Origin of the sequence: Blastococcus sp. HT6-4 (genome assembly GCF_039679125.1) — a bacterium.
GTDB lineage: Bacteria > Actinomycetota > Actinomycetes > Mycobacteriales > Geodermatophilaceae > Blastococcus > Blastococcus montanus.
Genome location: NZ_CP155551.1, coordinates 4,018,904 through 4,041,480 on the forward strand (window position 1 = coordinate 4,018,904; position 22,577 = coordinate 4,041,480).

25 protein-coding genes and 1 tRNA gene are annotated in these 22,577 nt (G+C 73.6%); 19 read left to right on the forward strand and 7 right to left on the reverse strand.

Annotation, left to right across the window (positions count from 1 at the left end):
* From dnaJ to dnaK, 3 genes are read right to left on the reverse strand one after another with little or no spacing between them, the layout of a single operon-like run.
* Entirely contained in the window at positions 1 to 1,200 is a 1,200-nt protein-coding gene (gene dnaJ / locus ABDB74_RS19255) for a molecular chaperone DnaJ (RefSeq protein ID WP_346620419.1), read from the reverse strand.
* A gap of 31 nt (positions 1,201 to 1,231) precedes the next feature.
* Entirely contained in the window at positions 1,232 to 1,924 is a 693-nt protein-coding gene (grpE, locus tag ABDB74_RS19260; RefSeq protein ID WP_346620421.1) for a nucleotide exchange factor GrpE, read from the reverse strand.
* Positions 1,921 to 3,813 (reverse strand): molecular chaperone DnaK, encoded by a 1,893-nt coding sequence (gene dnaK, locus ABDB74_RS19265; RefSeq protein ID WP_346620423.1) that lies wholly within the window; start codon positions 3,811 to 3,813, stop codon positions 1,921 to 1,923. The genes grpE and dnaK overlap by 4 nt, the downstream gene beginning before the upstream one ends.
* Before the next feature lie 292 nt (positions 3,814 to 4,105).
* On the opposite strand from dnaK, the gene ABDB74_RS19270 reads away from it, so the two are divergent.
* The 3 genes from ABDB74_RS19270 (at position 4,106) to ABDB74_RS19280 (ending at position 9,234) form a co-directional block, all read left to right on the forward strand.
* A complete protein-coding gene (locus ABDB74_RS19270; protein ID WP_346620425.1) occupies positions 4,106 to 5,104 on the forward strand; it encodes a type IV toxin-antitoxin system AbiEi family antitoxin domain-containing protein in 999 nt (332 codons plus the stop codon).
* Between the two features lie 328 nt (positions 5,105 to 5,432).
* Positions 5,433 to 7,736 carry a (Fe-S)-binding protein gene (locus tag ABDB74_RS19275; protein ID WP_346620426.1) on the forward strand — a complete coding sequence of 768 codons (2,304 nt, stop codon included), beginning with the start codon at positions 5,433 to 5,435 and terminating at the stop codon, positions 7,734 to 7,736.
* A 151-nt stretch (positions 7,737 to 7,887) separates the two neighbouring features.
* A complete protein-coding gene (locus tag ABDB74_RS19280; RefSeq protein WP_346620428.1) occupies positions 7,888 to 9,234 on the forward strand; it encodes an MFS transporter in 1,347 nt (448 codons plus the stop codon).
* Here the strand turns inward: ABDB74_RS19280 and dcd are convergent.
* Positions 9,191 to 9,790 (reverse strand): dCTP deaminase, encoded by a 600-nt coding sequence (gene dcd, locus ABDB74_RS19285; RefSeq protein WP_346620430.1) that lies wholly within the window; start codon positions 9,788 to 9,790, stop codon positions 9,191 to 9,193. The two genes, ABDB74_RS19280 and dcd, sit on opposite strands and share 44 nt — an antisense overlap.
* A gap of 265 nt (positions 9,791 to 10,055) precedes the next feature.
* Between dcd and ABDB74_RS19290 the strand changes: the two genes are divergently transcribed.
* The 3 genes from ABDB74_RS19290 to ABDB74_RS19300 all read left to right on the forward strand — a co-directional run bounded on the left by ABDB74_RS19290 (position 10,056) and on the right by ABDB74_RS19300 (position 11,706).
* Positions 10,056 to 10,625, forward strand: coding sequence for a PAS domain-containing protein (locus ABDB74_RS19290; RefSeq protein ID WP_346620431.1), 570 nt, complete (start codon positions 10,056 to 10,058; stop codon positions 10,623 to 10,625).
* A 1-nt stretch (position 10,626) separates the two neighbouring features.
* Positions 10,627 to 11,580: a methyl-accepting chemotaxis protein gene (locus tag ABDB74_RS19295; protein ID WP_346620433.1), complete on the forward strand. Its 954-nt coding sequence runs from the start codon at positions 10,627 to 10,629 to the stop codon at positions 11,578 to 11,580.
* Between the two features lie 52 nt (positions 11,581 to 11,632).
* Positions 11,633 to 11,706, forward strand: a tRNA-Gly gene (locus tag ABDB74_RS19300).
* A 64-nt stretch (positions 11,707 to 11,770) separates the two neighbouring features.
* Here the strand turns inward: ABDB74_RS19300 and ABDB74_RS19305 are convergent.
* Genes ABDB74_RS19305 through ABDB74_RS19315 form a run of 3 tightly spaced genes read right to left on the reverse strand, consistent with a single transcriptional unit; the run spans position 11,771 to position 13,929 of the window.
* Positions 11,771 to 12,799, reverse strand: coding sequence for a 3-oxoacyl-[acyl-carrier-protein] synthase III C-terminal domain-containing protein (locus ABDB74_RS19305; RefSeq protein WP_346620435.1), 1,029 nt, complete (start codon positions 12,797 to 12,799; stop codon positions 11,771 to 11,773).
* A 31-nt stretch (positions 12,800 to 12,830) separates the two neighbouring features.
* Complete coding sequence (locus ABDB74_RS19310) at positions 12,831 to 13,580, reverse strand: methyltransferase domain-containing protein (RefSeq protein ID WP_346620437.1); 750 nt, start codon at positions 13,578 to 13,580, stop codon at positions 12,831 to 12,833.
* Positions 13,581 to 13,587: 7 nt separating this feature from the next.
* Positions 13,588 to 13,929 (reverse strand): DUF3140 domain-containing protein, encoded by a 342-nt coding sequence (locus tag ABDB74_RS19315; RefSeq protein WP_346620438.1) that lies wholly within the window; start codon positions 13,927 to 13,929, stop codon positions 13,588 to 13,590.
* A gap of 102 nt (positions 13,930 to 14,031) precedes the next feature.
* Here ABDB74_RS19315 and ABDB74_RS19320 point away from each other — a divergent pair, with 102 nt between their 5' ends.
* The 13 genes from ABDB74_RS19320 to ABDB74_RS19380 all read left to right on the forward strand — a co-directional run bounded on the left by ABDB74_RS19320 (position 14,032) and on the right by ABDB74_RS19380 (position 22,530).
* Positions 14,032 to 15,030 carry a ribokinase gene (locus ABDB74_RS19320; protein WP_346620440.1) on the forward strand — a complete coding sequence of 333 codons (999 nt, stop codon included), beginning with the start codon at positions 14,032 to 14,034 and terminating at the stop codon, positions 15,028 to 15,030.
* Positions 15,027 to 15,182, forward strand: coding sequence for a hypothetical protein (locus tag ABDB74_RS19325; protein ID WP_346620442.1), 156 nt, complete (start codon positions 15,027 to 15,029; stop codon positions 15,180 to 15,182). The genes ABDB74_RS19320 and ABDB74_RS19325 overlap by 4 nt, the downstream gene beginning before the upstream one ends.
* 241 nt (positions 15,183 to 15,423) lie before the next feature.
* Entirely contained in the window at positions 15,424 to 16,254 is an 831-nt protein-coding gene (locus ABDB74_RS19330) for an ATP-binding cassette domain-containing protein (RefSeq protein WP_346620443.1), read from the forward strand.
* Positions 16,251 to 17,147 carry a metal ABC transporter permease gene (locus ABDB74_RS19335; RefSeq protein ID WP_346620444.1) on the forward strand — a complete coding sequence of 299 codons (897 nt, stop codon included), beginning with the start codon at positions 16,251 to 16,253 and terminating at the stop codon, positions 17,145 to 17,147. The genes ABDB74_RS19330 and ABDB74_RS19335 overlap by 4 nt, the downstream gene beginning before the upstream one ends.
* A gap of 72 nt (positions 17,148 to 17,219) precedes the next feature.
* On the forward strand, positions 17,220 to 17,354 hold the full coding sequence (locus ABDB74_RS19340) for a hypothetical protein (RefSeq protein WP_346620446.1): 135 nt from the start codon (positions 17,220 to 17,222) through the stop codon (positions 17,352 to 17,354).
* A 153-nt stretch (positions 17,355 to 17,507) separates the two neighbouring features.
* On the forward strand, positions 17,508 to 18,131 hold the full coding sequence (locus ABDB74_RS19345; RefSeq protein ID WP_346620447.1) for a TetR/AcrR family transcriptional regulator: 624 nt from the start codon (positions 17,508 to 17,510) through the stop codon (positions 18,129 to 18,131).
* 36 nt (positions 18,132 to 18,167) lie between these two features.
* Positions 18,168 to 18,593: a hypothetical protein gene (locus tag ABDB74_RS19350; protein WP_346620448.1), complete on the forward strand. Its 426-nt coding sequence runs from the start codon at positions 18,168 to 18,170 to the stop codon at positions 18,591 to 18,593.
* 57 nt (positions 18,594 to 18,650) lie between these two features.
* Entirely contained in the window at positions 18,651 to 18,821 is a 171-nt protein-coding gene (locus ABDB74_RS19355; RefSeq protein WP_346623927.1) for a hypothetical protein, read from the forward strand.
* On the forward strand, positions 18,818 to 19,195 hold the full coding sequence (locus ABDB74_RS19360; RefSeq protein ID WP_346620449.1) for a LapA family protein: 378 nt from the start codon (positions 18,818 to 18,820) through the stop codon (positions 19,193 to 19,195). The genes ABDB74_RS19355 and ABDB74_RS19360 overlap by 4 nt, the downstream gene beginning before the upstream one ends.
* Before the next feature lie 131 nt (positions 19,196 to 19,326).
* A complete protein-coding gene (locus ABDB74_RS19365; RefSeq protein ID WP_346620451.1) occupies positions 19,327 to 21,171 on the forward strand; it encodes an acyl-CoA dehydrogenase in 1,845 nt (614 codons plus the stop codon).
* A gap of 114 nt (positions 21,172 to 21,285) precedes the next feature.
* Positions 21,286 to 21,537: a hypothetical protein gene (locus ABDB74_RS19370; RefSeq protein ID WP_346620452.1), complete on the forward strand. Its 252-nt coding sequence runs from the start codon at positions 21,286 to 21,288 to the stop codon at positions 21,535 to 21,537.
* Positions 21,534 to 21,689, forward strand: coding sequence for a hypothetical protein (locus ABDB74_RS19375; RefSeq protein WP_346620454.1), 156 nt, complete (start codon positions 21,534 to 21,536; stop codon positions 21,687 to 21,689). Before ABDB74_RS19370 ends, ABDB74_RS19375 begins: the two co-directional genes overlap by 4 nt.
* A gap of 85 nt (positions 21,690 to 21,774) precedes the next feature.
* Entirely contained in the window at positions 21,775 to 22,530 is a 756-nt protein-coding gene (locus tag ABDB74_RS19380) for a 3-hydroxybutyrate dehydrogenase (RefSeq protein WP_346620456.1), read from the forward strand.
* The last annotated feature ends 47 nt before the right edge of the window (positions 22,531 to 22,577 follow it).

Below are 22,577 nucleotides of genomic sequence, written 5' to 3' on the forward strand. Positions count from 1 at the left end.
TCACGACCCGCCTCCCGCCCGCACCGCGGCGGTGATCTGCGGCCGCGGGTCCTCGTCCATCTCCTCGGCCAGCGTCTCGATCACCTTGCGCTGCGCCGCCGTCAACCGCACCGGGACGGCGATCTCGACCGTGACCAGCAGGTCCCCGGCCCGGCCCTTGCCCGGCGCACCGCGCCCGCGGACCCGCAGGGTGCGACCGCTCGCCGTGCCGGCCGGCACCTTGAGCGAGACGGTGCCGTCGAGGGTCGGCACCGTGAGCGTGGTCCCCAGCGCCGCCTCGGCGAAGGTGATCGGCACGGTGAGCGTGAGGTCGTCGCCCTTGCGCCCGAACAGCGAGTGCTCGGACACGTGCACGACGACGAAGAGGTCGCCCGCCGGTCCACCACGGCGGCCCGGCGCACCCTTGCCGGCCAGCCGGATGCGCTGGCCGTCCTTGACGCCGGCCGGGATCCGCACGGTGATCGTGCGGGTCTGGCTGGTGATCCCGCTCCCCGCGCAGGTGGGGCACGGGTCGTCGACCACCTGGCCGCTGCCGCGACAGCTGCGGCACGGCTCGGAGAAGGCGAACGCCCCCTGGCTGCGGCTGGTCACGCCGGCGCCCTGGCACACCGGGCAGGTGTGCGGTGACGTGCCGGGCTTGGCACCGCTGCCGGCGCAGGTCGGGCAGCTGCCCGGGCTCTGCATGCGCAGCGGCACCGTGACCCCCAGCACCGCCTCCTCGAAGGAGAGCGTCGCCTCGGTCTCGACGTCCTGCCCGCGCGCCGGCCCGGACGCCGCCTGGCTGCGGGCCCGGGGGCCCCCGGCCCCGCCGAACAGGCCGCCCAGGATGTCCCCCAGCCCACCGGCCCCCCGGGGGCCCGCACCGCCCCCGGCACCCCCGAACAGGTCACCGAGGTCGAAGGCCTGGCCCCCGGCTCCGGGGAAGCCGCCGGGGAACCCGGCACGGGCACCGGCTCCCCCGGCACCGAACAGCCGCCGCGCCTCGTCGTACTCCCCGCGCCGCTTCGGATCGGAGAGGACGTCGTAGGCCTCGGAGACGTCCTTGAAGCGGGCCTCGGCGTCGGTGTTGCCCGGGTTCTTGTCCGGGTGCAGCTCCGTGGCCAGCTTGCGGTACGCCTTCTTGATGGTGGCGGCGTCGGCGTCCTGGGGGACGCCGAGCGCGCCGTAGTAGTCCTTCTCGATGAAGTCACGGGTGCTCATCGGACGCCCCCTCTCGTCGCTGTCGTGCGGTTCAGTCGGCCGCCGGGCCGGCGTCGCCGCCGTCCTGCGGCTGGGCGGCGGCCGGGGACTCCGGCTCGGTCACCGCCACCATCGCCGTCCGCAGCACGCGGTCGCCGCGGCGGTAGCCCTGGCGCAGCACCGTCGTGGCGGTCGGCACGCTCACCTCGGCGGAGGTGTCGTGCATGACGGCCTCGTGCAGCGACGGGTCGAACTCGTCGCCGGCCTTCCCGAAGGCCTCCACGCCCAGGCCGTCGAGCAGGCCCAGGATGCGGTCGGCGACGAGCTTGAAGGCCCCGGTGAGGTCACCGTGGTCCCGGGCCCGCTCGATGTCGTCGACGATCGGGAACAGCTGGGTCGCGAACCGCTCCGCCGCCTGGTCGACGACGAGCGACCGGTCCCGGTCGATGCGCCGCCGGTAGTTGGCGTACTCGGCGGTGACCCGCTGCAGGTCCTCGGTGCGCTCGGCCAGCTGGCGGGCGAGGTCGCCCTCCGGGGCGCCGTCGCCGGACTGCGCCGTCGCCGGCTGGTCGGCCACCGGCGTCTCGTGCTCGCTCATCTGCTCCCCTGGGAGATCGGTGCCGGGCCGGACGCCGGCCGGCTGCTCGCCGGCCGGCGTCCGGACTGCGCCACTGGTCGGATCGATGCGCCGCTTGTCGCGGATGACGACCCGCGGCTGCTCCTCCCCCTGCGGCACGTCGCTCATCGGCGGTCGTTGTCCTCGTCGACGATCTCGGCGTCGACGACGTCGTCGTCACCGCCGGCCTGGGTGCCGGTGGCACCGGTCGCGCCCTCGGCACCGGCGTCGGCGCCGGGAGCGCCGGCACCGGCCGCACCGGCCGCACCGGCCTCGGCCTGCTGGGCGTAGAGCGCCCCGCCGACCTCCTGGGACACGCGGGCCACCTTCTCCTGCGCGGACTTGATCGCCTCGATGTCGGACCCGCCCAGCGCGCTGCGCAGCTCGGTCAGCGCCTCGCCGAGCTCGTCCTTCTTCTCGGCCGGGATCTTGTCGCCGTTCTCGGCCAGGAACTTCTCGGTCTGGTACTGCAGCGACTCGGCGAGGTTGCGGGTCTCGGCCTCGTCGCGGCGGCGCTTGTCCTCCTCGGCGTGCGCCTCGGCGTCCTTCATCATCCGCTCGATGTCCTCCTTCGGGAGGGCCGAGCCGCCGGTGATGGTCATCGACTGCTCCTTGCCCGTGCCGAGGTCCTTCGCGTGGACGTGGACGATGCCGTTGGCGTCGATGTCGAAGGCGACCTCGATCTGCGGGACGCCGCGGGGCGCCGGCGGCAGACCGGTCAGCTCGAACATGCCGAGCTTCTTGTTGTACATCGCCATCTCGCGCTCGCCCTGGAACACCTGGATCTGCACGGACGGCTGGTTGTCGTCGGCCGTCGTGAAGATCTCCGAGCGCTTGGTCGGGATCGTGGTGTTGCGCTCGATCAGCTTCGTCATGATGCCGCCCTTGGTCTCGATGCCCAGGGACAGCGGGGTGACGTCGAGGAGCAGGACGTCCTTGACCTCGCCGCGGAGGACACCGGCCTGCAGCGCGGCGCCGATGGCCACGACCTCGTCGGGGTTGACGCCCTTGTTGGGCTCCTTGCCACCGGTGAGCTCGCGCACCAGGTCGGAGACGGCCGGCATGCGGGTCGAGCCACCGACCAGGACGACGTGGTCGATCTGGCCGACGGAGATGCCGGCGTCGCGGATCGCCTGGTTGAACGGCGCCTTGGTGCGGTCGAGCAGGTCCTGGGTCATCCGCTGGAACTCGGCGCGGGTGATCGTGACGTCGAGGTGCAGCGGACCCTCGGCGCCGGCGGTGATGTAGGGCAGGTTGATGTTGCTCGACTGCGCGCCCGACAGCTCGATCTTGGCCTTCTCGGCGGCCTCGCGGAGCCGCTGCATGGCGAGCTTGTCCTTGGACAGGTCGATGCCGTTCTGCGCGTTGAAGGTCTGCACCAGGTGCTTGACCACGCGCTCGTCCCAGTCGTCACCACCGAGGTGGTTGTCACCGGCGGTGGCCTTCACCTCGATGACGCCGTCCCCGATCTCGAGCAGGGAGACGTCGAAGGTGCCGCCACCGAGGTCGAAGACGAGGATCGTCTGCTCGGTCTCGCCCTTGTCCAGGCCGTAGGCCAGCGCGGCCGCGGTCGGCTCGTTGACGATGCGCAGGACGTTGAGGCCCGCGATCTCACCGGCCTCCTTGGTGGCCTGGCGCTGCGCGTCCTCGAAGTAGGCCGGCACGGTGATGACGGCGTCGGTGACCGGCTCGCCGAGGTAGGTCTCGGCGTCCCGCTTGAGCTTCTGCAGCACCCGGGCGGAGATCTCCTGCGGGGTGTACTGCTTGCCGTCGATGTCGGCGGACTTCCAGTTCGTGCCCATCTCGCGCTTGACGCTGCGGATGGTGCGGTCGACGTTGGTGACCGCCTGGTTCTTGGCCGACTGGCCGACGAGGACCTCGCCGTTCTTGGCGAAGGCGACGACCGAGGGGGTGGTGCGGGAGCCCTCGGAGTTGGCGATGACCGTCGGCTCGCCGCCCTCCAGGACGGTGACGACGGAGTTGGTGGTGCCGAGGTCGATACCGACCGCTCGAGCCATGGAGATGGCCTCTCTTCCGTGTGCTGGGGTGGTTCTGGTCCTTGGGGGAAGCCGGTGTCCGCCCTTGCGCGGGGTCCACTCAACTTTCCTGCCCAGCCTAACGGCAGTCCGGCCGGTCGTGTTCCCGGGGGGCACATCCCTGGTCGCCCCGCCCACTCGACCTCGCCGCGCATCCGCCGACCACGCCGCATCCCGCGAGGAAGGGTGACGCACCGCGCGGTCGGCGCCGTGGCTGTCCACAGACCTGGGCGGACCGACCACCACGCGCACCGCCGTCGCCCAGACTCCCGCCGTGCACCCCCTCCTCCGCGCCGCGACCGAGCGCCAACTGGGCCTGTTCACCGCCGCCGATGCCCGCCGCGCCGGCTACGGCCACCCGGAGATCAGGCGTCACCTGGCCGCGGGCACCTGGGCGCGACTGCGCCGCGGCGTCTACGCGACCGCCGAGACGATCGCTGCCGCCGACACCGCTGCGCGGCGGCACGTCCTCGACTGCCTCGCCGTGCTGCTGGACCTCGGCCGCCCTCTGGCCGTGGTGAGCCACGGCTCCGCCGCCCGGCTGCACGGCTTCACCGTGCGTCGCGACCTCGATCCGACCGTGCGCCTCACCGACCCGTCGTCGTGGCGGCACGGACGCGGCTCCCTCGTGGCCCGCGCGCCGCTCGCCGCCCACGACCTGGTGGGCCGGCACCCCTTCGGCGCGACCGCTGCAGCCCGGACGCTCGTCGACTGCGCACGCGAGTGGGACCTCGACGACAGCGTCGTCGCCATGGACGCGGCGCTCCTGGCCGAGCGGGTCACCGCCGGCGACCTCCGGTCCGCGGCCGCCGCGGCGGGGAGCCGGCCGGGGGGTATCGCGGCCCGGCGCGCGGTGGGGCTCGCCGACGGGCGCGCGGAGTCGCCGCTGGCGAGCCGCGGCCGGGTCCGCATGCTCGGCGCCGGGCTCCCGCCGCCCGAGCTGCAGGTGGAGATCCGGGCCGAGGGCCGGCTCGTCGGCGTGGTCGACGCCTGGTTCGACGCCGCCGCCGTCGCGGTGGAGTTCGACGGGAAGGTCACGTACACCGATCCGTGGCGCGGGCGGACGCCCGCCCAGGTCCTCTGGGAGGAGAAGCGCCGCGAGGACGAACTGCGCGCGCTCGGCATCCGCGTGGTCCGGGTGGCTGACGAGGACGTCGACCGCGGCTGGCCCCGGATCGAGACGCGGCTGCGCGACCTGCTCGCCACCCGGGGCCCGGTATCGCGCACGTTCCGTGCGACCCCCCGGGACCGGAGCCGTCGCCGCGCCGGCTGACCGGTCCTCCTCGCCGCGGATCCGCCGACCACGCGGCACACCGCGAGGAGGAGGACCGCACCGCGCGGTCGAGCGAGCCGGGCGGGGGTGGGCGCGGCGCACGGGGAGCGGCGGCGAAGTCGTTGCTCAGCGCCCGGGGTTACCAGTGAGTAGCCCGTGTCGGGGCCAGCTATCGTGCGACGCAGTGCGGGCAGCGGCGCCCGCACGCGATCCGCGCGCCGGCCACCAGCCGGGGCGGGCGACGGTTCGGGCACCAACCAGCGCCCTGTCGCCACCGCGCGGCCGACGCGAGTCAACCGGCGCCGCCAGGCGTACGGGGGAGGAAAACATGACGGGCCCCTTGCAGATCGTCCTGGGCACGATCAGCGTCCTGTTCCTGATCGTGGCTTCCGTGATGGCCTACCGGGCCGTGCGGGCGATGGTGCGGATCATCCGCACCGGCCAACCCGACGGCACCCGGTTCGGCCCGTTTTGGCCGCGCATGAAGACGCTGGTGGTCGAGTCGCTGGCGCACACCCGCATGCTCAAGTGGACGCCCCAGGGGATCGCCCACTGGTTCGTCTTCGTCGGCTTCTACGGCCTGTTCCTCACGCTGATCGAGGCCTTCGCCGAGGTGTTCAACCCCGCGTTCCACCTGCCGCTCATCGGCGCGTGGAGTGTGTGGAACCTCTTCGTCGACTTCATCGGCACCGCTACGGTCCTCGGGATCCTCGTCCTGATCGCGCTCCGTCAGCGCGACCACCCGCGCCGGAAGGGCCGGAGCAGCCGGTTCGCCGGATCCAACGAGGGCCGCGCCTACTTCGTCGAGTCCGTCGTCCTGCTGGTCGGCCTCTGCATCCTGGGCATCCGCGCGGCGAAGATCGCCTCCGGCCTGGACTTCGCGCCCACCTGGTCGCATCCGGTGTCCAGCGCGCTGTCGACCTTCTTCCCGGACAACCCGGACCTGGTCTCCATCATCGCGTTCATCAAGATCGTGGTGTCGCTGACCTGGCTGGTCGTGCTCAGCCGCACCCTGAACATGGGCGTTGCCTGGCACCGGTTCAGCGCCTTCCCGAACATCTACTTCAAGCGGGAGGGCACCAGCGGCGCCCCGGCGCTCGGCCCGATGCTGCCGATGACCTCGGGTGGCAAGCCGATCGACTTCGAGGACCCGGGCGAGGACGACGTCTTCGGTCGCGGCAAGATCGAGGACTTCACCTGGAAGGGGATGCTGGACTTCACCACCTGCACCGAGTGCGGGCGGTGCCAGAGCCAGTGCCCGGCGTGGAACACGGGCAAGCCGCTCAGCCCCAAGATGGTGATCATGGACCTCCGCGATCACCTCTACGCGAAGGCCCCCTACCTCCTGGGCGAGAAGACGGCGTCCGAGTCGGCGCCCGACTACGACCTCCTCAAGCCCAGCGACGAGCAGGTCTGGGCGTCGGGCTACGCCCGGATCGAGGGCACCAACGACGCCCAGGCGCACCGCCCGCTGGTCGGCACCCTCGAGGAGGGCGGGGTCATCGACCCCGACGTCCTGTGGAGCTGCACCAACTGCGGCGCCTGCGTCGAGCAGTGCCCGGTGGACATCGAGCACGTCGACCACATCAACGACATGCGCCGGTACCAGGTGCTGATCGAGTCGAACTTCCCGTCCGAGGCCGGCGTCATGCTGCGGAACATCGAGAACCGCGGCAACCCGTGGGGCATGGGCGGGAGCGCCCGCACCGACTGGATCAAGGAGGTCGACTTCGACGTCCGCGTCGCCGACGGCCCGCTGCCCAACGAGGTCGAGTACCTGTTCTGGGTCGGCTGCGCCGGCGCCATCGACGACCGCGCCAAGAAGGTCACCAAGGCCGTCGCGGAGCTGCTGCACACCGCCGGCGTCGAGTTCGCCGTCCTCGGTGACGGCGAGACCTGCTCCGGCGACCCGGCCCGCCGCCTCGGCAACGAGTTCGTCTTCCAGATGCAGGCGATGCAGAACGTCGAGACGCTCGACGGCGTCTTCGAGGGCCGGGTGCCCGGCACCCGCAAGATCGTGGCCACCTGCCCGCACTGCTTCAACACCCTGGGCCGGGAGTACCCGCAGGTGGGCGGCGAGTACGAGGTCGTCCACCACACCCAGCTGCTCGGCAAGCTGGTGGAGGAGGGCCGGCTGACCCCCGTCACGCCGGTCGACCGCAAGGTGACCTACCACGACCCGTGCTTCCTGGGCCGGCACAACAAGGTCTACACCCCGCCGCGCGAGATCCTCGACTCCGTCCAGGGCCTCACCACCCAGGAGATGCACCGCTGCAAGGACCGCGGCTTCTGCTGCGGCGCCGGTGGTGCGCGCATGTGGATGGAGGAGAAGATCGGCAAGCGGATCAACGTCGAGCGCACCGAGGAGGCGCTCGAGCTCGATCCCGACGTCATCTCCACCGCGTGCCCGTTCTGCATCACCATGCTGTCCGACGCGCTCACGGCGAAGAAGCAGAACGGTGAGGCCGGCGAGCACGTCGAGGTCCTCGACGTCAGCCAGATCCTGCTCCGCTCGCTGACGCCGGTCGGCGTGAGCGCCCCGGGCGAGGAGTCCGGCGCGGACGTCGGCACCAAGGCCGACGACGTGGTCGGGCTCGACTCCGCGGCCACGGAGCACGACCCGAAGGGCTGATCCACCCGCACGACCGCCGACGGCGCGCGCTCCCCGCGAGGGGGACGCGCGCCGTCGTCGTTCCGGCGGTCCACCGCACCGGCCCGGCATGGTTGCGGTACGCACCCACCCGGGGCGGGTGTGGGCCACGTCATGGAGGACGATCGAGCGAGTGACCAGCACCGCCCCGTCCGCCGTGGCAGGACCGGCCGGCGGGACGGCCCGCCGAGGCCTGACGCTCGTCGCGGTGGCCATCGTGCTCACGGGCCTGAACCTGCGCACCGCCGTCAACAGCGTCGGGCCGGTGCTCGAGGAGATCCAGCGCGGGCTGGGCCTGTCCAGCAGCCTGGCCGGACTGGTCACGTCGCTGCCGGTCCTGTGCTTCGCCGCCCTGGCGTTCGCCGGGCCCCCGTTGTCGGCGCGTTTCCGCGACTCGCACGTCCTGGCCGGCGCGATGCTGGCCATGGCCGCCGGGCTGGTGCTCCGCAGCGTCGCCGGCTCGTTCGCGGTCTTCGTGCTCGGCACCGCGGTGGCCATGACCGGCGGCGCGCTGGGCAACGTCCTGCTGCCGAGCATCGTGAAGCGGTACTTCCCGCACCGCACCGGCCTGCTGGTCGGCGCCTACAGCACCGCCCTGAGCGTGGGCGCCGCGGTGGCCGCGGTCGTCACCCAGCCCCTCGCCGACGCGGTGGGGCCCGGCGGCTGGCGCTGGGCGCTCGGGGTGTGGGCGGTCCTGGCGCTGGTGGCGGCGCTGCCCTGGCTGCCGGTGCGGCCGGCGCCCGGCGCGTCCCGCGCCTCGCACACCGCCGTCCCGCTGCGGTTGCTGCTGCGCAGCCGCCTGGCCGTGGCGCTCACCGTGTTCTTCGGCCTCCAGGCCATGCAGGCGTACGTGATCGTGGGCTGGTCGGCCCAGTACCTGCGGGACACCGGGCTGAGCGCCGCCACCGCCGGGCTGCTGCTCGGGATCAACTCGATCGTCGCGATCCCGGTGAACGCGGTCGTGCCGGTGCTCACCGTCCGGGCGCGCCTGCAGTGGCCGCTGCTGTGCGTCCTCATGGTCTGCTACGCCGTCGGCTGGCTGGGCCTGTGGACGGCGCCGCTGGCCGCCCCGTGGCTGTGGATGATCCTGCTCGGCTTGGGGCTGGGCACCTTCTCGATGGTGCTGTCCCTGCTCGGGCTGCGGGCCCGCACCCCGGTGACGACCGCCGCGCTCTCCACGGTCACCCAGGGCTGGGGCTACCTGATCGCCGGTGTCGGGCCGCTCCTGGTCGGCGTGCTGCGCGGGGTCACCGGCGGCTACGACGGCATGTTCGTGCTGATGCTCGCCGGCGTCGCCGGGCTGTGGGCGCTGGGGTGGCTGGTGACCCGCGACCGGCACGTCGACGACGAGCTGCCCCCGTGGCTGCCCGGCCCGCGGCAGGGCGACGCCGACGCCGACGCCGGCGACATCGAGGTCGCCGGCGTCGAGCCTCCGGTCAGCCCGCGGGCGGAGCGGGACGGCGCGTCTCCGCGCGGGTGAAGTTGCGGAAGGCCCGCGACGGCGTCGGCCCGCGCTGGTCCTGGTACCGGGAGCCGTAGACCGCCGACCCGTACGGGTGCTCGGCGGCACTGGTCAGCCGGAACAGGCAGAGCTGGCCGATCTTCATGCCCGGCCACAGCGTGATCGGCAGGTTCGCCACGTTGGACAGCTCCAGCGTGATGTGCCCGGAGAACCCCGGGTCGACGAAGCCCGCCGTCGAGTGGGTGAGCAGTCCCAGCCGGCCCAGCGAGCTCTTGCCCTCGAGCCTGGCCGCCAGGTCGTCGGGGATGCTCACGACCTCCAGCGTGGAGCCGAGCACGAACTCCCCCGGGTGCAGGACGAAGGGGTCGTCGCCGTCGGGCTCGACCAGGGTGGTGAGGTCGTCCTGCTGCTTCGCCGGGTCGATGTGGGTGTAGCGCGCGTTGTTGAAGACGCGGAAGAACCGGTCCAGCCGCACATCGATGCTCGACGGCTGCACCAGCCCCGGGTCGTAGGGCTCGATGCCGAGGCGTCCCCCGGCGATCGCGGCCGTGATGTCGCGGTCGCTCAGCAGCATGGCGCGGAGTCTAGGGAACGCCGGCTGCCCTCCCTCCGGGTGAACCGGCCCCCGCGGACCTCAATCCCACCGGTGGGTGGGCCGACGTGACGAGGAGGCGCCCGCCGCGACCCGTGCCCCCGGTCCCGGCGCGCGCTCCGAGCCACCGCGCCCCGTCCGACTTCCCCGTGCGGACGGGGCGCGGTGCCCGCTCCCGAGGGTCCCGGACGACGTCCCGGCTGCCGATGTACCGGAGGCAACCGGACGACCCCAGGGAGACCTCCACGTGCTCGACACCAGGCCGGCGCCTCGCGGCCCCCGTGCTCCCGTCCGCCCCACCGGGCGGGAACGGAGCTTCTCCGCCGACGAGCTGATCGTCTCGAAGACCGACCCGCGGGGTGTCATCACCTACGCCAACGACGTCTTCCTCCGGGTGAGCGGGTACGGCCAGGAGGAGGTGCTCGGACAGCCGCACAACCTCATCCGGCACCCCGAGATGCCGCGGGCCGTCTTCAAGCTCCTGTGGGACACCCTGGGCGCCGGCCAGGAGGTGTTCGCCTACATCAACAACCTGGCCGTCGACGGCGGCCACTACTGGGTGCTGGCCCACGTGACGCCCTCCTACGACGCCGCTCACCGGCTCACCGGCTACCACTCCAACCGCCGCCGGCCCGCGCGTGGCGCGGTGCAGCGCATCGTGCCGATCTACCAGCGGCTGCTCGCCGAGGAGCGGCGGCAGCCGAACGCCCGCGCCGCGGTCGAGGCGTCGGCGCGGGTGCTCGCCGACGTGCTGGCCGAGCAGGGGCAGACCTACGAGGAGTTCGTCTGGTCGGTCATCAACCGGGAGGAGAGCTGAGATGGGCATCCGATCCGCCCGCGGCGCCGACACCGACGAGCTGGCGGTGTACCGCGCGTTCGTGCGCCAGCTGACCGCGGCCTGCGAATCGGCGTCCCGTGGCGACCTCGAGGCCCGCAGCCGCCTGGAGCCCGACGCCGGCGCCGTCCCCGAGCTCGCGGCGCTGCACCACGCCCTCAACCGGGTGCTCGACGTCTCGGACGCGTTCGTGCGCGAGTCCTCCGCCGCCCTGGGCTCGGCGGCCGAGGGCCGCTTCCACCGCACGCTGCTCACCACCGGGCTGCACGGCTCGTTCCGGCGCGGCGCCGTCGACATCAACGCCGCCCGCACCGCCATGCGCGAGAACGCCGGGCGGGTCACCGAGGCGCAGAGCAGCCGGCTGCGGCTGGCCGACGACTTCGAGTCGGTGGTGCTGTCGATGTCCGAGCAGGTGGCGACGGCGTCGACGGAGCTGAGCGCCTCGGCGTCGGGGCTGACCGCCGCGGCATCGGCGGCGACCGCGGAGGTGGGCACCGCGCGGGGCACCATCGGCTCGCTCACCCGCTCGTCGGCCGAGATCGCGGAGATCATCGCGCTGATCGACTCGGTCGCGGCCCAGACCCGGCTCCTCGCCCTCAACGCCACCATCGAGGCCGCCCGCGCCGGTGAGGCCGGCAAGGGGTTCGCCGTCGTCGCCTCCGAGGTCAAGGACCTGGCCGACCAGACCGGCCGCGCGACCGAGCGGGTCACCGCCCAGGTCGAGCAGATCCGCCAGGCGTCGGAGGACGTCGCGGAGGTGATGAGCAGCGTCGGCGCGACCGTCGACGAGATGAACGGCCTCGTCGACGGCATCGCCGCCGCCGTGGACGGATCGGGCTCGCTGAACACCGGGGCCGACGACGTCACGGGGCTGTCGCGGATGGCGGAGACGCTGCGGTCGGAGGCCACCGGCTTCCTGGCGGAGATGCGCCGCTGATCCGGGGCGCTTGCCGCGGGGACGGGGCGACCAGGTAGTCTCGTCCTCGAACGCGGGTGTAGTTCAATGGTAGAACATCAGCTTCCCAAGCTGACAGTGCGAGTTCGATTCTCGTCACCCGCTCCACGACGCCCCGAGGCCCCGGTCCACCGACCGGGGCCTCGTCGCGTCCGGGGGTGCGGCCGGCCGGTCAGGCGGGCAGCAGCAGCGCGGCGTACAGCGTGAGCCCGGGGCCGAACGCCATGGCGACGATCGGGCCGTCGACGTCGGCCAGCTCCTGCAGGACCAGCAGCACGGTGGCCGAGGAGCAGTTGCCGTGCTCGGCGAGCACCCGGCGGGAGGCGCCCACCTGCTCCTCGGTGAGGCCGAGCTCGTCGCGGACGACGTCGATGATCCGCGGGCCGCCCGGGTGCACGGCCCAGCCTGCGACGTCCTCGGCCCGCAGCCCGGCCGCGCTCAGCAGCTCGTCGACGACGTCACCGACGTGCCGGGACAGCACGTCGGGCACCCGCGGGGACAACCCCATGCGGAAGCCCAGGTCGGTGACGTCCCAGGTCATGTGGTCGGCCGTGGAGGCGTCGGTCCGGGCGACGATCCCGGCCAGCCGGTGCCCGCGCGAGGCCCCCGGCTCGACGACCACGGCCGCCGCGGCGTCGGAGAACAGCGCGTGCGCGACGACCTGCTCGAGGTCGGCCTGGGCCGGCTGCACGTGCAGGCTGGTCAGCTCGCAGCAGAGCAGCACCGCCGGGCGGGCGCGCGCGGTGACGAAGTCGCCGACGGCGGCCAGCCCGGGGATCGCCGCGTAGCAGCCCATGTGGCCGACGAGCAGCCGCTGCAGACCCGGCGGCATGCCCAGGTCGCTGGCGAGCCGGATGTCCAGGCCGGGCGTGGCGTAGCCGGTGCACGTGGCGACGGCGAAGAGCCCGACGTCCCCCGGCGCCAGCCCGGCTGCGTCGAGCGCACCGGCGACGGCCTGCTTGCCCAGCGGCAGCGCCTCCTCGACGTACCGCGCCATCCGCGCGCCGGTGCTCCAGCCGCTGAGGTCCTCGTCCATCGGGTTGGCCACGGCGTGCCGGCGGCGCACCCCGGCACCCAGGAAGATCCGGCGGGCGGCCCGCACGCCCTCGTAGTGGGCGGCGAAGAAGCCGTCCCAGGCGGCCTGCTGGTCCAGGGTGGTGGGCAGCGCGGCGCCGGCGCCGGTGACGACGGCCGCGGTCACGGGCGCGACTCCACGGCGGACGTGCTCGGGATCATGCGTGCGACGGTACGTGCGCGGCCGCGGCGTCGCCCGCTGGTCGCTTGCGCCCGTAACCGGCGAAGACGACGGCGGTGGAGCGGAGCGGCTTCATCCGCACGCCCTCGCGGCGGCCCAGCCGCCAGGCCACCGCGTCGCGCACCGACGGGCGCAGGCCGACCAGCCGGAGGTCCAGCCCCAGCCGGTCGGCGGCGGCCAGCAGCCGCTCGCGGTCGACGAACAGCGCGGGATCGTGGATGCCCGGGGGCGGGCCGCCGGGAAGCCGCTCGGCCACCGTGACCATGAGGAACCGGCCGAGCCGGGTGGCGGCCAGCGCGTCGATCACCAGCGTGCCGCCGGGACGCAGCAGACGGGCGCACTCGGCCAGCACCGCGACGTCGTCGTCGACGTGCTCGAGGATCTCGCCGGCGACCACGACGTCGGCGCAGCCGTCGGCGAGGGGAACGGCCAGCACCGATCCGCGCACCGCCAGCACGCCGTGGGCGGCGGCCCTCCGCAGCCCCTCCAGCCCGAGGTCGACGCCGACGTGCCGGTAGCCGAGCCGCGCGACGTGCGGCGCCATGAGCCCACCGCCGCAGGCGAGGTCGACCAGGACCGCGCCCGGTGCCGCGGCGGGCGGGATGTGCTCGGCCCGCGAGGCGGCCAGCCAGTGGAGGGCCGCGAACCCCCCGGCGGGCTCCCACCACTGGTCGGCGAGCTCGTCGTACTGAGCGGGGTCGTTGCGCGGTAGGACGGTGTCTCGCACGGCGGGCCTAGCCCTTCTTGAGCGGATCGTGCCCCCAGTTCATCAGGGAGTACCGCCACCGGGAGGTCTCGACGTCCTCCTCGGCCGGGCGCTGGGCGAGGTGGCGCGCCACGTAGCCGTGGACCTTGCGCATGTGGGCGAGGTCGTCGTCGGTGAGGTCGTCCTTCTTCGTGCGCAGCAGGTCGACGATGCGCCGGCCGGAGGCGTGGCCGGTGGACTCGCCGTCGCCGTCCTTCTGCCCGACGGCCTGCGACTCGTCGGTCACCAGCCACTCCTCCAACTCGCCGGCGGTCATGTTCACCGCCTCGCGGAACTCGCGCCGGACGTCGTCGTGGTCCTCGCTGGTCATCGTTCCTCCGCTCGGTCGTCGTCCACCCGTACCGCGGCGCCGTCCGGGGGAAACGGCGGATCTGGTACTGCTGGTCCTCTGCCCAGCCCCGGAGGTCCGCCCGTGTCCGTCACCGTCGTCGGCAGCCTGAACGAGGACGTCCTGGTGGCCGTCGACCGGCTGCCCGGGCGCGGGGAGACCGTCGTCGCCCGCGCCGCCACCGCGGCCCCGGGCGGCAAGGGCGCCAACCAGGCCGCCGCCGCCGGGTTGCTGGGGCCGGGCGTGCACATGGTCGGCCGGGTGGGCGAGGACGCGGCCGGCCACCGCCAGCTGGCGGCGCTGGCCGCGTCGCGGGTGAACGTGGGCCGGGTGCTGCGCACCGCCGGCGCACCGACCGGCAGCGCCACGATCCCGGTGGAGGAGGGCAGCGGCGAGAACCTGATCGTCGTCGTGCCGGGTGCCAACGGGCGGCTGACGCCGGAGGACGTCGACGTGGCCTCGGTGCGCGAGGCCCGGGTGCTGCTGCTGCAGCTGGAGGTGCCGATGGCGGCGGTGGAGGCGGCCGCGCGGATCGCGACCGGCACCGTCGTGCTCACCCCCGCTCCCCCGCAGCCGCTGCCTGCCGGGCTGCTCGGCCGGGTGGACGTGCTCGTCCCGAACGAGCACGAGCTGGTGGAGCTGGCCGGCGCCGGGCCGGGCGACCGCTCCCCCGCCGAGCTCGCGGAGCTGGCCCGCCGGGTGACGCCGGGCGCCGTGGTGGTCACGCTCGGCGCGCGCGGCGCCCTGGTGGTCCCCTCCGACGGTGGCCCGGTGGTGCTGCAGGCGCCACCGCCGGTGGTCGCGGTCGACACGACCGGGGCCGGCGACTGCTTCTGCGGCGCGCTGGGCCAGGCACTGGCCTCCGGTGCCGGGCTCCCGGACGCGGTGCGGCACGCGGTCGCGGCGGCGGCGCTGTCCACGACCGGGCCGGGGGCGCGCGGTGCACTCCCCGACGAGGACGCCGTGCGGGCGCTCCTCCCCCGCGTGCCGGAGGCGACCGCGTCGGCTGAGCTGCGGTTCACCGGCCGGGGGACCGGGCACAGTCCCATCCGATCGGTGAACCGACGAGGAGGAACCCCATGAGCGAGCCCCACCGCACGCCGCACAGCGCCGAGCGCGCCGAGGGCGACCCGGCCGGCGAGGAATCCGGCAGCGGCCGCACGCCGCACCCGGAGGAGCCGGCCGAGGGCCGGCAGGACGCCGCGGGCGGCGGCGCGGACACCCCCGACGTCTGACCCCCGGCGGGGCCGGGGCGCGGGCGCCGATCCGGTCTCCCCGGGGACCCGTGGGCCGCCCGCACCGTGGCCCGAGAATGATTGTCAGTGGCAGTACGATCGGATCCGTGACCGCCCGAGCCTCGACCCCCGCGACCCCGGGGGCGGTCGGAGCGCTCCCCGGCGGCCCCGCCTCCGGTGCCTCCGTCCCGTGGCAATCCGCTCGGCGCCAGGACGCCGCCGACGCGCTCCGGACGGCTCCGTGAGCCTGCCGGCGGTCGCGGCGGCCCGGCCCGGCACCGCTCCCGCCGACCGTCCGCCCGCGCTGGTCCTCGACGACGTCCACGTGGCGCGGGGCGGCCGGACGGTGTGGTCGGAGGGCAGCCTCTCGGTCGCGGCCGGTGCCGTCGTCGGTGTGATCGGCCCGAACGGCGCCGGCAAGACGACCCTCTTCCAGGTGGTCCTCGGCCTGCTGCCGGTCACCTCCGGCCGGGTCGAGGTGCTGGGCGCGCCTCCCCGCCGGGGGAACCGCCGCATCGGCTACGTGCCGCAGAACTACACCGCCGCGCTGGGCGAGGCGGTCCGTTGCCGCGACCTGGTCACCCTCGGGCTCACCGGCACCCGTTTCGGGCTTCGCCGCACATCGGCCGCCGAGCGCGCCCGGGTCGACTCCGCCCTGGAGCGGGTGGGGGCCACCGGCTTCGCCGACCGACGGATGTCCGAGCTCTCCGGCGGCCAGCAGCAGCGGGTGGCGATCGCCCAGGCCATCGTCGACGACGCCGACCTGCTGCTGCTCGACGAGCCGCTGGCCAACCTCGACCTGCGCAACCAGCAGGAGGTCGTCCAGCTGCTGGGCGACCTGCACCGGGAGCGGGACGTGACGATCATGGTCGTGGCGCACGACCTCAACCCGCTGCTGCCGGTCCTGACCGAGGCGATCTACCTGCTCGACGGCCACCCGCACCACGACCCGATCACCGACGTGGTGCAGGAGGACCTGCTCACCCACCTCTACGGGACGCCGGTCGGGGTCGTGCGCACCGCGCAGGGCGATCTGTTCACCCGCGCCACCTGGCGGGACCCCCGGCCGTGACCCTCACCCTCGCCGCCGTGGAGTTCCAGTCGAACTGGCTGGACGTCCTGCAGGCACCGTTCATGCGTCACGCACTGATCGGCGGCTCCCTGGTCGCGATCGCCGCCGGGCTGCTCGGCTACTTCGTGATCACGCGGCAGAACGCCTTCGCCGCGCACGCCCTGGCCCACATCGGCTTCCCCGGGGCCACGGGCGCGATCCTGGTCGGCGCTCCGGTGACCCTCGGCCTCGCCGTCTTCTGCGTCGTCGGCGGGGTGCTCATCGGCCTGCTGGGGCGGCGGGTGGCCGACCGGGAGATGGCCACGGGCACGATCCTGGCGCTGGCGACGGCGCTGGGCGTGCTGTTCGCGTCGCTGGCCAGCGCGAACGCCAGCACGACGACGGCGGTCCTGTTCGGCAACCTGCTCGCGATCACCACCGACCAGCTCGTCGTCTACGGGCTGTTCACGGCGGTGGTGGTGCTGGCGCTGGCCCTCATCGCGCGCCCGCTGGTGTTCGCCTCGGTGGACCCTGCCGTCGCCGAGGCCCGGGGGGTCCCCGTGCGGGCGCTCGGACTGGCCTTCGTCGTCCTGCTGGCGCTCACCATCACCATGGCCGTGCAGGTGGTGGGCACCCTCCTGCTGTTCGCGCTCGTGGTGACCCCGGCCGCCACCGCGCTGCGGGTCACCGCCCGCCCGGGGCGCGTGGCCGCGCTCGCCGTGGCGCTGGCGCTCGGCTCGGTCTGGGGCGGGCTGGTGCTGGCGGCGATGGTGAACCTGCCGCCGAGCTTCCTCATCGTGGCCCTGGCCGTCCTGGCGTGGATCGTGGTCCTGGTGGCGACCGGACCCCGGGCCGCCCGGCGGGTCAACCGACCGTTGCCGGACACCCACCACGCGCACGCGCATGCGCACTGAGGTGCGGGCGGTGACCGACGTCTCAGCGCCCACCGGTTTCGGGCGGGACCCTGCCAGGGCAGGGTCGGGAACATGGAGAAGACCCTGAACCAGCACCGGTCCACCGAGGAATCCGCCACCGCAGCGCACGAGGACGCCCGCACCGAGGCGACGGTCCGCGCCGTCGCCCAGCTGCTCGCCAACCCGCGCCGCACGCGCCGCGACTGATCGATCCCGGAGCCGGGCAGGCCACGCACGGTAATCACATCGGTACCACAGCCCCCCGGCGCCCCGGGCAACCCGCGCGCCTCTCGTCACCCAGCGCGACCAGGACGGCGTGCCGCGAACTGCTCCGTCACGTCCTGGTGCACCATCGATGACGTGACCGCCGCCCTGCCCCTCGCCGCCGACGACACCTCGGCACCGGTCCGCCGCAGCCGCGCCGAGCGGCAGGCGATCGTGCTGGACACCGCGGAGCGGCTCTTCTCCAGCCGCAGCTCCCGTAGCGTCGGCATGGACGAGCTGGTCCGCGAGACCGGCCTGGGCAAGATGACGGTCTACCGGTTGTTCAAGAGCAAGGACGACCTCGTCGGCGCCTACCTCGCCCGCAAGGCCGCCACCGTGCTGGCCTTCATCGACGCCGAGCTGGACCGTCTCGAGGGCGACCCGCGCGCCGCGCTGCTGTCCGTCGTCGACGCCGTCGAGCGGGACGTGACCCGCACCGGGTTCCGGGGCTGCCCGTTCACCAACGTCAGCAGCGAGTACGACGACCCGCAGCACCCGGCGCGCAGCGCCGCGGCCGACTACAAGTTCGAGCTGCACACCCGGCTGGAGCGGCTGGCCGACGAGATCGTGCCGGGCAACGGGGACGACCTCGCCGCGCAGATCCACCTGATCATCGACGGCATGTACCTCTCGGGCGGCCTGCTGGGTCCCGACGGTCCCGCCGCTCACGGCCGGCAGCTGGCCGAGCGGCTGATCGAGATCGCGGCCACCCGCTCCTGACCTGCGGGCCGCTCCGGCGGCCCCCAGGATGGGCCGGTGACGAACGACCGCACCCGACCCGACCTGGACGACGCCACCGTCGAGGGGCTGGGGAAGCTCTCCGAGGCCCTCGAGACCGTCGACCAGGCGCGTGGCTTCCTGTACGCGTTCCACCAGCTCACCGGCAAGGCCGACCGGCTGCTGCAGGAGGCCGTCGACCTGCTGGGCGACGCCGGGCACACCGAGCTGGCCGGCGACCTCGACCGCGACCTGGTCGGCCGCAACGTCATCGCCGACCGGTGGACCTTCCAGATCGTCGAGGACTTCGACGACAACTACTGGGCCACCTTCCGCGCCTTCGACGCCCGGGCCCGCGACGAGCTGTCCGGCGGCGACCGGCACGTGTTCGAGGCCCGCATGAAGCAGCGCGAGCGCACCCAGGGCCACCCCGCGCACGAGGCCGGCCCGGCGCTCAGCGACTGAGGAGCAACCGGGGCCGGCAAGTGGCCGCGGTGTCGCCCGGAGGGCGACAATGAGCAGGTGACCATGCCCGACGAGAACAACGTAGGCTCCGACCGCGACGCCCAGCCGCTCGGCGCGCAGAAGGCACCCGGCGAGGACCGCGACTCGCTCGGCGCCACCGAAGGGCCGGCCGACGGCATCGCCGGCCCCGCCTACCCGCCGGCCGACACCGAACCGGACGCCCAGTGACCGGCCCCGACCAGCGCCCGGCGGCCGGCAGGTCCGACGATCCGTACGACGTGGGGCTGGGGCAGCAGAACTCCGCCGGCACGCCGCTCAGCGACCCTGCGCAGCCGGCGGCCGCCGAACCGGCGCCCGCCCCCGCCAAGGAGAAGCACACCGGCCGCGCGATCGGTCGCACGCTGGCGCTGGTGCTCCTGCTGTTCGTCACCGTCGTCCTGGTGCTGTTCGTGGTGTTCAACGGCCAGACGGTGCAGATCAGCCTCGTCTTCACCGACGTCCAGGCACCGCTGGTGGTCGCGCTGGTCATCGCGGCCGCACTGGGCGGGCTGCTGGTGTGGCTCGCCGGCATCGCCACCCGGGCCCGGCGCCGCCGCCGCTGAACCCGGTTCCGACTCACCCCGAGGGGCGTGTCGGCTCAAGTGCTTGCTCCTTCCTACCGACCAGTAATAGCGTTTGTTACTAGTCGGTAGGAATCGCCGGCCGTCGGCAAGGAGCACGGGAGCCAGCGCGCATGAGTCACTACACCGCCAACCTGCGGGATCTCGAGTTCAACCTCTTCGAGTTCCTGGACACGAAGGACCACCTCGGCACCGGGCCGTTCGCGCAGATGGACGCCGAGACCGCCCGTGGCGTGCTCGCCGAGATCCGCAAGCTCGCCGAGGGCCCGATCGCCGCGTCGTTCGCCGACGCCGACCGCAACCCGCCGGTCTTCGACCCGGCCACGCACTCGGTGACGCTGCCCGAGTCGTTCAAGAAGTCGGTGCAGGCGCTCAACGACGGCGAGTGGTGGCGGCTGGACCTCTCGGAGGAGCTGGGCGGGTTCGGCGCCCCGGCGGCGCTCACCTGGGGCGCCTACGAGATGGTGCTCGGCGCGAACCCCGCCGTCTTCATGTACGGCTCCGGCCCCGGCTTCGCCCAGACCCTGTTCGACCTGGGCACCGAGGACCAGAAGAAGCTGGCCCGCCTGATGATCGACAAGGGCTGGGGCGCCACCATGGTGCTCACCGAGCCCGACGCCGGCTCCGACGTCGGCGCCGGCCGCACCAAGGCCGTGCAGCAGCCCGACGGCTCCTGGCACATCACCGGCGTGAAGCGCTTCATCACCTCCGCCGAGCACGACCTCAGCGACAACATCATCCACCTGGTCCTGGCCCGCCCCGAGGGCGCGAAGGCCGGCACCAAGGGCCTGTCGCTGTTCGTCGTCCCCAAGTTCCACGTCGACCTCGAGACCGGCGAGCTCGGCGAGCGCAACGGCGCCTACGTCACCAACGTCGAGAAGAAGATGGGCCTCAAGGTCTCCACGACCTGCGAGGTCACCTTCGGCGACGGCCCGGTGCCGGCCCAGGGCTGGCTCGTGGGCGAGGTGCACGACGGCATCGCGCAGATGTTCAGGATCATCGAGTACGCCCGCATGTTCGTCGGCACCAAGGCGATCGCCACGCTCTCGGCCGGCTACCAGGTGGCGCTGGACTACGCGAAGAACCGCGTCCAGGGGGCCGACCTCACCGCCACCAGCAAGGACGCCCCGCGGGTGACCATCACGCACCACCCCGACGTCCGCCGCTCGCTGATGCTGCAGAAGTCCTACGCCGAGGGCATGCGTGCGCTGTACCTGTACGCCGCGAGCTTCCGCGACCAGGTCACCGCCGCCGAGGCCGAGGGCACCGCGGAGAGCGCGGACGCGACGCTGGCCGAGCGGGTCAACGACCTGCTGCTGCCGATCGTGAAGGGGTTCGGCTCCGAGCGGGCCACCCAGCTGCTCACCGCCGAGTCGCTGCAGACCCTGGGTGGCTCCGGCTTCCTCCAGGACTACCCGATCGAGCAGTACATCCGCGACTCCAAGATCGACACCCTCTACGAGGGCACCACGGCGATCCAGGGTCAGGACTTCTTCTTCCGGAAGATCGTCAAGGACGGCGGCGTCGCCCTGACCTGGCTGGCGTCGCAGATCCAGTCCACGATCGACGCCGAGGCGGGCAACGGCCGGCTCAAGGAGGAGCGGGCGCTGCTGGCCACCGCCCTCTCCGACGTCCAGGGCATGCTCACCGCCATGTTCGGGCAGCTGACCGCGGCCCAGGAGGACATGACCAGCCTCTACAAGGTCGGGCAGAACACCTCCCGCCTGCTGCTCGCCGTCGGCGACCTGGTCACCGCCTGGCTGCTGGTCCGCCAGTCCGGGGTGGCCCTGGCCGCGCTGTCGGGCGAGGTCAGCGAGAAGGACCGCCACTTCTACGAGGGCAAGCTCGCCGCCACCCGCTTCTTCGCCACCCAGGTGCTGCCCCGGCTGAGCTCCGAGCGGGTCGTCGTCGAGAACACCGACAACGCCCTCATGGAGGTCGACGAAGCCGCCTTCTGATCCCCGCACCCCGGCGGCGGCCGTCTCCCTTCCCGGGAGACGGCCGCCGGCCGTTTCGCGACGCCGCCGGCGGGCATGGGCCCGGGGGACAGCGCCGACGGACAGGAGGCCGGCATGACCGATCCGCAGGGCAGCGACCGCATCCAGCAGGACGTCCCCACCTCGTCCGGCACCGGGGACAACAGCGACCTCGCCTCGTCGTTCGACGACGTGCCCCTGACCGCGGACGACGCGATCGAGCGGGACGCCGCCCAGGGCGACGACCTGCCCGCCCGCGCGGACGGCGACATCGCCCGCGCCACCCGGGCCGGCGCGTCCGGCGAGGTGCCCGCCCCCACCAACCGATCCGGAGACGACGGCCGATGACCGAGTCCCAGCCGACCGGCTACCGCGAGTCCCCCGACACCGCCGACGACGGCAGCACGCCGGCCCGCGGCGACGACGAGGTCACCCTCACCACCGACGACGACGCCCAGCTCGACGAGTCGGTGGCCCGCCCGGGCAACGAGGCGGACTGACCCCCCGCTCCACCACCTGGAGCCGCCCGCCAGGGCATGCCCGCCACCGTGCGGCACGTCACACCGGGGGCCTACCGTTCCCACCATGTCGGTCAACGGTCCCCTGGTCGGGCGGCGAGCACTCATCACCGGTGGGGCGTCGGGCATCGGCCGCGCCTGCGCGGTCCGGCTGGCCGCCGAGGGAGCCGACGTCGTGGTCGTCGACCGGGACGCCGAGGCGGCCCGGGCCGTCGCCGCCGACGTGGGGGGCACCGCGGTCACGGCGGACCTGTCCGATCTCGCCGCCGTGGACGACCTGGACCTGGCCGTCGACATCCTCGTCAACAACGCCGGCGTGCAGCACGTCGCACCCGTCCACGAGTTCCCGGTCGACCGCTTCTCCTCCATCCTGCGGCTCATGGTCGAGGCGCCGTTCCGGCTGGTCCGCGGCGCGCTGCCGCACATGTACGACCGGGGGTGGGGCCGGGTCGTGAACATCAGCTCCGTCCACGGGCTGCGCGCCTCGCCGTACAAGGTGGCCTACGTGACGGCCAAGCACGGCCTGGAGGGGCTGTCGAAGGTGGTCGCCCTCGAGGGCGCCACCCGGGGCGTCACGTCGAACTGCGTGAACCCCGCCTACGTGCGGACCCCGCTGGTCGAGGGCCAGATCGCCGACCAGGCGAAGGCGCACGGACTGTCGGAGGACCAGGTCGTCGAGCAGGTGATGCTGGCGCCGGCGGCGATCAAGCGGCTGATCGAGCCGGCGGAGGTGGCCGACGCGGTCGCCTGGCTGTGCTCACCCGCCGCTGCATCGGTCACGGGCACCTCCCTGGTGATGGACGGCGGGTGGAGCGCGCGCTGAGCCCCCGGCCGGTGCCCGGTGCCGCTGGGAGCTGTGACTCGCCGCTC